Source organism: Streptomyces sp. NPDC044984, assembly GCF_040646935.1.
Classification (GTDB): Bacteria; Actinomycetota; Actinomycetes; order Streptomycetales; family Streptomycetaceae; genus Streptomyces.
The window spans coordinates 20,775-31,460 of record NZ_JBEZBE010000058.1 but is presented as its reverse complement, the minus strand read 5'-3'; the positions used below and the strand labels follow the sequence as shown (position 1 = coordinate 31,460).

Here is a 10,686-nt window from a genome sequence, read left to right as displayed (position 1 = left end):
AAGATCTCGGTCTTGACCTGCTCGTTCTCGACCACGGCCTCGATCACCAGATCACGGTCGGCGAACTCGCCGACGCCCGGGCGGCTGCCCCGAACCCGCGGGCCGGTCAGTTGACGGTCAGGACCGCCGTGTTGTCCGTGAGGTCCGGGTCGAAGTCGAAGGGGTACTCGCCGAACTCGCCGTACGGGGGGTGGATGCTCACGGCACCGGTCGCGCCGGGCACCACGGTGTCGACGCGCACGGAGAACGCGAACGTGCGCCGGGTGTCCTCCAGCACCCAGTACGGCAGGCCGCAGTCGTAGCGCGGGGCGCCCGTCCGCTGCGGGTGGTAGCCGCCGTCCAGGGTGCGCGGGGAGCAGCCGGACGGCACGCCGGTGACCGTGGTGCCCTCGGGCACGACCAGCCGGACCTCGGCGACCGGGTCGCCGGAGCCGAGGTTGCCGAACCAGGCCGGTCCGTCGTTCTTGAACGTGAGCTCGGCCGTGACCGTCTCGCCCGCCGCGCCGGAGACGGTGTCACCGGTCACGGAGAAGTCCGCGGTGTTCTCCACGCCGATCTGGAGAGCCGTGTAGTCGTTGTCGGAGTCGATGTCCTGGGCGCCGCCGCCCGGCTCGACGTCGATGTCGAGCCGCTCGTTCAGCGCGTGCGGGGCGAGTCGCACCGTCAGCGGCTCGGGCAGCTCGAAGGAGTCGCCCGGCGCCAGCACCTGGTCGAACGTGCAGACCGCCTTGTTCGACGGTGCGTAGTCGCCGCCGTCCGCCGTGGTGTAGGCGCAGGCGTCGTACCGGGTCAGGTCCGTCAGGCCGTACGAGGCGTACAGCTTGACGGTGAACCCGTTCGCGCTCTCGTTGCCGTTGTTGGTGACCTTGAACGGGATCGTCCGCTCGTCGCCGGGCAGACCGTCCTCGATGTCGGCGACGGGGTCGATCGCGAGGTCGGGTCCGGCGCCGACGGTGAGCGTGGTGTCGAAGCTGTCGTGCGGCGCGGTGAGCGTCCCGTCGGGGCCACCGGTGGCCGTCGCCTCGTAGGTGATCCTGCCCTGCGCGCCGACTTCGGCGCCGTCGGCCGCGCGCACCGTCAGGAACACCTGGTCCTCGTAGTCGCCGCCGATCGCGGGGACCACGGGGATGTCGCACACCGCGCCGGCGCCGCCCGGCGTGCAGTTGTCGGACCAGGTCACCTCGGCGACCCCGGCGAGGCCGGAGACGTCGATGGTGAGCCTGCCGTCGGTCACCGTGAAGTTGTCGTTGTCGTGGTAGATGCCGACGCCGAGGGTGCGGGACTGCGGCTGACCGCCGTCGGTGCCGGTCGGCAGCGTCTGCTCGTACGGCGTGTTGATCCACAGCTGGTCGGTCTGCGGCGGGTCGTCGGCGGCGAACGCGGGCGCGGCGAGGCCGGCCGTCAGCAGCCCCGCCGCCACCGCCACGGCGGCGCCGGATCTGAGACGTACCGGGCGTCCGGCAGATAACAGGCTCATCGTTACCCCCCAAGGGTGTGATAAGGCGACTGGCGCGCCGGGAGCCCCGGCACACCGGAAGGATCATCACACGGCGGGGAAGCCCGGCGCGCCCCGGTTTCCGGCCCTCGCGGCCTGTCCCGTGGCCGGCGCCCGGGGGGTGCTCCGTACCGCCGGCGCTCCAGCCGGACTTCTGCATCTGTCCTGGTCAACGGCCTGGGGGTGGGAAGTGCGGCGGGGGTTCGGCTCACGCGGTACCTGTTCTCCCGCAGCCGTGGGGACGCCGATGGCCTGCGCGACGGCCCGCAAGCGTGCGTGACCGGACGACTCGGCCACCCGAGCGGTGTGTTGATCCCCGACGACACCGGCTTCGTGGAGAAGGGCGCCGCCTCCGCACCTCAGGCGTCGACGAGCCGTGCGGATGACGGGACCTGCGGCGTCACGTCCCGGGTGCCGCGCCACTCACGGGGGGACACCCCGTAGGCGGCCCGGAACACCCGGCTGAAGTGCGCGGCGCTGATGAACCCCCACCGGTGTGCCACCGCGGCGATCGTGGTGTTCCCGTGGAGCGCCAGGTCGCGTCGGCACGCCTCCAGGCGACGCCGCTGGATCAGCCGGCCGACCGTGGCGTCCTCGCTCTCGAACAACTTGTGCAGATAGCGCAGGGATATGTGATGGGCCCGGGCGATGACCTGCGGGGTCAGATCGGGATCCGCGAGATGCCGGTCGATGAACGCCCGGATCCGCAGCAGCAGTGCCCGGTTCCCACCGGGCGTTTCCCCGGTCGTCCGGCCCAGGACCTCGTCGGCCAGCACACCGAGCAGGTCCACGACGTTACGGGCCATCAGCTCGCCGGTGCGGGGCAGGTAGTTTCCGGCGCCGTCCACGAGTCCGGAGAGGAAGGGCGAGAGCAGACCGCCGAGAGGCGTGTCGGGGCCGACCGGGCAGGCGGTCATGCGGGCCACGTCGGACTCGCTCAGGCCCAGCACGTCTCTCGGCAGGACGAGGGACTTGGTCCGGAAGGACTGGGGAAGATCCAGCCGGACGGGGCGTGCCATGTCGTAGACGAAGACGTCCCCGGGTCCGAGGAGTGCGTCGCGGCCGTCCTGCTCCAGGCGGGCGACTCCTCTGTCCAGCAGTTTGACCACCACGTACTCGTCCTGGCCGTCCTGCGTGACGAGCCGGCGCGTGCGCAGGGCGGACAGGCCGTCGCCGTCCACGGTGACGGCCTGGAGCCGGCCGAGCGGCGTCGCCCGGATCATGCCGGAGTACACCTCGTCGGGGACAGTCATGTCCACGGCGCCGAATGTCCGGGACAGGGCTTCGCGCCAGTAGGCCCGTCTGCCTCGGGCGGGCAGCGCATCGGTGGTGTGGAAGCTGCCGGGGGTGCTTCTCTCCTGGACATCCGGCGCCATGGTCTCCGCCCTTCGACTGGGGTGTGCCTGCTGCGACACCGTGCCCGCCGGCCGGGGGGCGGCACATCGCGTGAACCCGCTGGATCAAGGGCCGGACCGGGAAGGAACCGCCCTCGCCCGACGGCTCCGCTGCCGGCGCCGGCGGTGACATGACGCGGGGGGCGACGAGCAGCGGGGCGGTGGGCGCGACGGACATCCACCGGGCCGGCCGGTGTCCGTCCGGAAGTCGAGGGACCGGTCAGTCACCGGTCGCGATCTGCTGCGCGTGCCTGAGAGCTTCCTCCGGTGTCCGCTCTCCCGACAGCGCGGACTGGATCGCGGTGTAGATCCCGGTCGCCGCCTTGGGCCACCTGACGCCGAGTTCGCGGGTGCGGACGCGCGCTCCTTCCACGCTCCTGACGAAGACGGCCATCACCGGGTCCTGTTCGGCGTAGCGGTCGGCGACCGCGGTGCGGGACGGCACGGTGAAGTGCTGCTTGGCCAGGGTGAGCGTGTTCGAGGGGCTGTTCAGGCAGGCGAGGACCTCGGCGGCCTTCTTCCGCCGCTCCTCGGAAGGGCCTTGCGGGAGCGTCCACACCTCGCCGCCGAGGGGCGTGACCGGGTCCTGCCCCGCCCGGGGAACAGGGACGGGGGCCACTCCCCAGTGCAGGTCCTCGTCGCCGTCCAGGGCGGCGATCCGCCAGGGGCCGTTGATCATCATGGCCGTCCGGCCGGCGGCGAACTGGTCGTGGACGTCGGCCTGCGTCCAGTTCAGCACCGACTTCGACATGGATCCGTTCTCCACCAGGTCGACCCAGAGGCGGAGTGCCTGGGCGGCCTGCTCGGTGTCCAGTCGCTTCTCGTGCCCGCCGTTGGACCACAGGAAGGGCAGGAACTGCCAGCTGCTCTCGAACGTGGCGCTCGCGTCGACCGCCATGCCGTAGCGCCCGTCCCGGGTCAGCTCGGCGGCCGCCTCCTTCAGTTCGTCCCAGGTCCTCGGCACGGCGACACCGGCCTCGGCGAGCATGTCCTTGTTGTAGAAGAGGGCGACCGTGCTGACGTAGGGGGCCAGCCCGTACACCTCTCCCTCGTACGTGCCCGCTGACAGGATGCCCTCGGCGAAGCCGGTGGTGTCGATGCCGTACCGGTCCAGCGGGGTCAGCGCGCCGGTCTGCGCGATCTGCTGCAGGTCGGCGTTGTCCAGCATCAACAGGTCGGGAAGGGTCCGCGACGAGGCCTGCCGCAGGACCCTGGGGACGAGGGACGCCGGCGGAACGCTCGTGTGCTCGACCCTGACGCCGGCGGTCCTGCCGCACGCGGTGAGCACCTCGTTCCACTGGGTGTGCTCGGACCGCTGGGTGTAGTAGTCGAGCACGGTGATGGAGGTGACCTCGCCGGTGGCGGACCCGGTACCGGTTCCGTCGGCGCACCCGGTGGTGGCCAGTGCCAACGCCGCGGCTGCGACCGAACGAGCGGCGATGCGGCGCGCCGGCCGTCCAGCCGGTGGGGTCATGCGAGTGCCTTCGTCGAGTGACTGTCCGCGGACCGGGGTCGGCGCCGCGAGGACGGCGGACCCCGGGAGCCGTCAGAATAGTCCACACCGGCGTCCGCCGTTCGAACGCGCCCTGAACACCCCCGATGGGCGACGCCGCAGGGCACCCGGCCTCCTCGCGGCTCCGTCGAAGGCCGTCGCCGCCGCGGTCATCGTCCCCGTCCGGCGGCTTCCCGGATCATCGCCACCACGGCGTCGGGCTGCGACAGCGCGACGGCGTGTGAGCCGTCCAGTACGTACTCGGTGGCCGCCATGCGTTGTGCCATGAAGCGCTGGGCGGTGGGGTTGAGTACCCGGTCGGCGGTCGCGATGGCGTACCAGGAGGGCACGGAGGTCCATGCCGGCGGTCCCGATCGACCGGTCAGCGCGCTGCAGGCGATCGGGCGTTGCACCACGGACAGCAACTCCCTGACGCCGGGCGGCAGGTCGGCGGCGTAGACCTGCGGGAACAGCTCCTTGCGGATGTACAGCTCGTGGTCCGGGCCGCCGGGAATCCGAGCGGGCAGAGCGGCTGTGACGGTCGCGTCGGCCACCGGCGCGGGGGCGAAGCGGTTCGTGACGTCCAGGACGCACTCGCCCGCGTCGAGGCCGAACGCCGCGACGTAGCACAGGGCCACGACGTTGTCGGCGGCGGCTTGGGTGATGACCGCGCCGCCGTAGTCGTGGCCGACCAGGACGACCGGCACGTCGATGTCCCGCAGCATGCTCCTGATGTGGGCGGCGTCCTGCGCCAGACCGCGCAGCGGGTTCGCCGGGGCGCGCACGGTCAGTCCGTCGGCGTGCAGCAGGCTGACGACCTCCGCCCACAACGAGGCGTCCGCGAACGCGCCGTGCACCAGCACGACGGCCGGCGGTGAGGAGCTGGATCCGTGCATGCCTGTGACCTCCGGCTGTAGGGGAACGTCCCAGTCAAGCGCGTCCGGGTGCGGCACGGCATCGCGTGAACGTACCAGCGGATCCCCTCAGTCGTCGGGCAGGGCCATGACCAGGTTGGCCAGCTGAACCCGGGAGTTGACCGACAGTTTGCGGAAGACGGACGTCAGGTGGGTGTTGACCGTGTGCGGGGAGACGACGAGCAGGTCGGCGGCCGACCGGTTGGTGTGGCCCTGGGCGACGAGGCGCGCGATCTTCTTCTCCGAGGCCGTGAGAGCTCCCCATCCCTGCACGGGGCGCTGAACGGTCGCCGCCCTGCGGCCGGCTGTTCCCGCACCCTTCAGGGCGTGCTGGACACGTGCCGCCGCGGCGTGGGCGCCCGACCCGGCGAACGTGTCACGGGCGTGCGTCAGCGCGGCCACCGCCCGTTGTGTCCGGCCGGCCGCCAGGAGCGCCTGTCCGAGGTCCGCGGACGCGGCTGCCCGGACCAGCGGGCGAGGGCTCGTGCCGAGCAGTTCCACGGACCGTTCGAGCATGGCGGGATCGTTCTTCACGAGCCCGAGGGCCTGTGCCGCGATGCCCGTGGCGGTCGGCACGGCGGGGTTGCGTCCGGCGTGGGCCTCGGCCTGTGCGGCGAGGTCCTCGGCGAGCTCGTGGTCCGCGCCGCTCAAGGCCATGCGTATCGCGGAGTCGACCCAGTCGCGCAGGAGCCGCCAGCGCATGAAGGATCCTTCCTGCTGCACTTGCCGGACCTTGTCGACGGAAAGGCCGATGTCCCCGTCCGCCTCGGCGTGGACCGCTTCCAGGAAGCGCACCGCGGCCGTGTTGCCCGGGTTCGGTTTGGCCGCCAGCCCGTCCCGCGCCGCGCTCAGATGCTCCCGCGCCGCTTCCCGGTCGCCGCGCAGCAGGGCGATCCGGGAGCGGATCACGCGGCCGTTCACCTGCTGGACCGGTACCCGCACCTCGTCCTCCAGGCGTTCCATGGTCGCGAAATCGGCGTCGGCGTCGTCGAGCCGGCCGAGGCCCAGATCGTGCTGGCCCTGGGCCCACAGCAGCATCGCCTGACGCGTCGCCCCGGCTTCCGTCGCTTGCCGGAGCAGCCGTCGCCCGGACTCGAAGTCGTCCACGTGCAGGTGCGCGACGATCTCTTCGGGCAGGAAGGCGGAATCGATGGCGCTCAGCGCGGCGAAGCGCTCCAGCGCGACCGCGTTCTCACCCGCGTTCTGCGCGATCTCACCGAGCCCGGACAGGGCCAGGACGTGTGCCTCCCGGTCACCGGTCGCGGTGGCGGCACGCAGCGCGGTCTCGCCGGCCTCACGCGCCGCGGCCAGATCGTGGTCCCGGGACAGGGCCAGGGCGCGCAGGGCGGCCAGCCTCGCCGCGATCTCCGGGGCGGCGCCTCCCATGGCGAGGGCGGCCTCGGTCCGGCGGCGCAACTCACCGGCGAGGTCCATGTTCCACAGCGTCCCGCCGAGGGCGGCCTGCAGCCGGCTGAACACCTCCGGCGGTGGCCGGTCGGCCAGCAGCCCGTCGCCCGTGGACAGGGCGTCCCGGCTCCTGCCCGCCCGGGTCAGGCAGAGCACCGTCTGCTCGCCCACGGTGAACCTCGACGGCCGTGCCGACGGCACCAGTGCCAGGGCGCGCGTCATGAGGTCGGCCGCGAGGTCCGGTGTGACCGGCAGTACGTCGTCGGCCGCGCGCTGGAGCAGCGCCACGGCCTCCTCGTCTCCGGGCAGGGCGCCCCGGAGGACGTGCGGCACCGCGTCGATCGGCCGGTGGCCGGCGGCGACGAAGCCGCGAGCGGCCTCTCGGTGCAGGGCCTTCCGGGCCGAGGGCAGGATGTCGGCGTAGACCGCCTGGCGCAGTAGGTCGTGCCGGAAGACGAGGTGGTCACCGTCGTCGTCCAGGAGCCCCGCGCGCACGGCTTCCTCGAGCGCCGCGATCAGTGTGGCGGCCGGCCGGCCGCAGAGCGCGGCGGCGTCGTGGAAGCCGAACCTGCGTCCCAGGACCGCGCCCATCTGGAGGAAGCGCAGTGTGTCGGGCTTCAGGGACCTGAGTCTGCCGCGCACCCCCACCACGAGCCCCGGGGGCACGAGGTCGCCCGAGGCCTCGGCGGTGCGCAGGCCCGCGAGCATCTCGACGGCCAGGAACGGGTTCCCGCCCGCTCCGTCGAGCAGTTCCCGTACCCGCTCGTCGACCGCCGCCCCGAGTGCGTCGTCGGCCAGTTGGGCGATGGCCGCGCCGGTCAGGGGGCCCAAGGGCACGGTGACCGTGGTGAGGTTCCCGGCCGCGGCCGCGGCGATCTCCTCCGCCGGGCCCGCGGGCTCCCGTCGCCCGGTCAGCATCCACAGCACCGGCGAGGTCCGCAGCCGCGTCGGAAGCTGCTGCAGGGCGAACCGGCTCAGCGGATCGGCCCATTGCACGTCGTCCAGGCCGATCAGCACCGGCACGCTGCCCGCTCTGGCTTCGATCGCCTCGGCCAGGCGTTCCACCAGCCAGATCCGCTGGTCGTGGTTGCGGGCGAGATCGGCGAAGGCATCACCGGACAGCAGTGGTCGATCGCCTTGCAGGACACAGGCCGCCAACGACGACAGCGGCACGATGTGGTGCAGCTCGTCGGCCTTGCCGACACCGACGGAGAAGCCCGCCGCCCCGGCCTTGGAGACGGCTTCGGCGAGCAGCGTGGTCTTGCCTATGCCCGGTTCGCCCTGGATGAGTGCCAACCCGCCGCTTCCCACGCGGGCCACAGAGGTGATCAGCGCCTCGAGCTCTCCGAGCTCGGCCTCCCGGCCGCGCAGACCGCTGCGGGACAGCGGACCGTCTGATCCCGCCATTCAGGACCCGCCCCGTGCGCGCTCACCCGCCGAAGCCGCTCTCCGCCCACGCCGACGGGCGGCGTCGCCCTCCCGCAGGCCGCGGCTTCCCGGCGTCCTGCCTCGCGTCGCCGGAGTCCCGTCCGGGGCGATCACCGGCTCGACGGGCGTGGAGCGACCCCGGATCCAGCGGCGTCCCGTGTTCCCGCGGGCCGGGAACCGGGCCGTCTCGATCACCAGTGTCATGGGTGCCTTCCAGCCGGTCGTGTGAGAGACCGACGCCCACCGCGCGAGCTGCCGGCCCGGCACCGCGTCCGGCCGGGGCACACCGGGACGGCTCACGTCGTCGGCACGCCGACCGCGAAGCGACTGCGGGCGGCGATGCGCTGGTGGGCATGTGCCTCTCAGCGCACTCTAACCGTTCCCCGCGTGCGCCTGGACGGCTGCCCGACCGTGGTCCCGCCGTTCGGTGTCCAGCAGCAGGAGACCGTGGACCGGAAGGCGCTGGGGCGAGGAGGACGAGCCGGGACGCCGAGAGGGGCCGTTGCCGTCGCGGGCCGGCGCGGGGCCGGAAGCCGGCCGAGGGGGGAGGTCGGCTCAGCGGGCGGTGGCCCGGACGGCCTCCTCGATCAACTCGATGACGCGCTCGGGGCGGGTGACCATCACCAGGTGGGAGGAGTCGACCTCGACGACGGTCATACCGGCCCGTTCATAGCCGTAACGCTGCACCTCGGGGTTGACGGCGCGGTCGGCTGTGGCGACCAGGCCCCAGGACGGCTTGGTCCTCCACGCGGCCGCCGGCGCCTTCTCGGCGAGGGCCTGCGCGGCCAGCGGGCGCTGGGAGACCGCGAGAACGGCCGCGATGCGCGGGTCGACGTCGGCGGCGAACACGGACGGGAACCTGTCGATCTCGACCGACACGTCGGTGCCCGCAGTGGTGGAGCCGTCGATCGGCAAGGGTGTGTGGACGAGCGCGGCGGCGAGTTCGGAGTCCGGGAAGCCGCGCTGCAGCTCCTCCGGGCTCTCGCCCTCGTCCGGGGCGTAGCCGGCCAGGTAGACCAGCGCTCGGACGTTGTCCTCCACGCCCGCGACAGTGATCACGGCACCGCCGTAGGAGTGTCCGACCAGGACGACCGGGCCGTCCGTCCCACGGACGATCGAGGCGATGTAGGCCGAGTCGCCGAGCAGACCGCGGTTGGGTACCGCCGGGGCCGTCACGTCCAGGCCGCGGGCGATCAGTTCGGGGATGACACGGGCGAAGCCGGAGGCGTCGGCGAAGGCTCCGTGGACCAGCACGACGGTCGGGCCGCCGGTACGGGACATGGCACGACCCCCTGGTGTCGTGGTGATCGGCCGAGGCGGTCCGGGAGGCCGGGTGAGGTCCGAGCCGGGACCACGGGCCACGGGTGTGGACAGCACATTAGAGGCGCCCCGTGCAGACGCCTTGTCCGCAGGTGCACCGTCTGAGGTCCCTCCGCGTCCGGAAGGGCCGCGGTCAAGGACACCCGGGGCCTCGCGCGGCAGTACGCCGGGGCGCGTCCTCCTTCTCGCACTGCCGGGCAAGAAGCGGTGCACTCGAGAACAACACGGGGCAGGACGTCCGCCCTAGCGTGACGCCGTCCCGTGCCGCGCGTGCCGCGAACGCCCGGGCGCGGGCCGCCGAAAGCCGAACCCGTCCGCACGGCGCCCCGCCTCGTCGAGCCGGGGCGCGGCTCCGCGCGCGCACCAGTCACACCGAACGAAGGAAGAGGCCTTGCCTTACATCACCGTGGGTCGGGAGAACTCCACCACCATCGACCTCTACTACGAGGACCACGGCACCGGACAGCCGGTCGTCCTCATCCACGGCTTCCCGCTCGACGGACACTCCTGGGAACGGCAGAGCGCCGCGCTGCTGGAGGCGGGCCACCGCGTGATCACGTACGACCGCCGCGGCTTCGGGCGGTCCAGCCAGCCGACGACCGGGTACGACTACGACACCTTCGCGGCCGACCTGAACACCGTGCTGGAGACCCTCGACCTGCGGGACGCCGTCCTGGTCGGCTTCTCCATGGGCACCGGAGAGGTCGCCCGGTACGTGTCCGCCCACGGCTCCGCCCGGATCGCCAAGGTCGCCTTCCTGGCCTCGCTGGAGCCCTGCCTGCTCAAGACCGACGACAATCCCGGCGGGGCCGCTCCGAAGGAGTTCTTCGACGGCGTCGTCACGGCCGTCAAGGCGGACCGTTACGCGTACTACACGGACTTCTACGAGGACTTCTACAACCTCGACGAGAACCTCGGCACCCGGATCAGCGAGGAGGCCGTACGCAACAGCTGGAACGTCGCGGCGGCCGGCGGCTTCTTCGCCGCGGCTGCCGCGCCGTCCACCTGGTACACCGACTTCCGGGCCGACATACCGGCCATCGACGTGCCGGCCCTGATCCTGCACGGTACGGGCGACCGGATCCTGCCGGTCGAGGCAACGGGGCGGCCGTTCCACAGGGCACTGCCGTCCGCCGAGTACGTGGAGATCGAGGGCGCCCCGCACGGACTGCTGTGGACCCACGCGGAGGAGGTCAACGCCGCGCTCCTCGCCTTCCTGGGGAAGTGACCCCTTCC

Annotated in this window: 7 protein-coding genes; 1 reads left to right on the top strand and 6 read right to left on the bottom strand. The window is 72.4% G+C overall.

The window, feature by feature from the left end; all coding sequences use genetic code 11:
• Nucleotides 1-106: 106 nt before the first annotated feature.
• The 6 genes from AB0A94_RS36340 to AB0A94_RS36315 all read right to left on the bottom strand — a co-directional run bounded on the left by AB0A94_RS36340 (nucleotide 107) and on the right by AB0A94_RS36315 (nucleotide 9,411).
• On the bottom strand, nucleotides 107-1,477 hold the full coding sequence (locus AB0A94_RS36340) for a hypothetical protein (protein ID WP_361750993.1): 1,371 nt from the start codon (nucleotides 1,475-1,477) through the stop codon (nucleotides 107-109).
• A gap of 377 nt (nucleotides 1,478-1,854) precedes the next feature.
• Entirely contained in the window at nucleotides 1,855-2,871 is a 1,017-nt protein-coding gene (locus AB0A94_RS36335) for a helix-turn-helix domain-containing protein (protein ID WP_361750991.1), read from the bottom strand.
• Nucleotides 2,872-3,109: 238 nt separating this feature from the next.
• The gene (locus AB0A94_RS36330; RefSeq protein WP_361750989.1) at nucleotides 3,110-4,363 is read right to left on the bottom strand and encodes an ABC transporter substrate-binding protein; all 1,254 of its coding nucleotides are present in this window, start codon (nucleotides 4,361-4,363) and stop codon (nucleotides 3,110-3,112) included.
• A 188-nt stretch (nucleotides 4,364-4,551) separates the two neighbouring features.
• Nucleotides 4,552-5,277, bottom strand: coding sequence for an alpha/beta hydrolase (locus AB0A94_RS36325; protein ID WP_361750987.1), 726 nt, complete (start codon nucleotides 5,275-5,277; stop codon nucleotides 4,552-4,554).
• 87 nt (nucleotides 5,278-5,364) lie between these two features.
• Entirely contained in the window at nucleotides 5,365-8,109 is a 2,745-nt protein-coding gene (locus AB0A94_RS36320; RefSeq protein ID WP_361750985.1) for an AAA family ATPase, read from the bottom strand.
• 576 nt (nucleotides 8,110-8,685) lie between these two features.
• The gene (locus AB0A94_RS36315) at nucleotides 8,686-9,411 is read right to left on the bottom strand and encodes an alpha/beta hydrolase (protein WP_361750983.1); all 726 of its coding nucleotides are present in this window, start codon (nucleotides 9,409-9,411) and stop codon (nucleotides 8,686-8,688) included.
• Between the two features lie 430 nt (nucleotides 9,412-9,841).
• On the opposite strand from AB0A94_RS36315, the gene AB0A94_RS36310 reads away from it, so the two are divergent.
• Complete coding sequence (locus tag AB0A94_RS36310) at nucleotides 9,842-10,678, top strand: alpha/beta hydrolase (RefSeq protein ID WP_361750982.1); 837 nt, start codon at nucleotides 9,842-9,844, stop codon at nucleotides 10,676-10,678.
• Nucleotides 10,679-10,686: the final 8 nt, after the last annotated feature.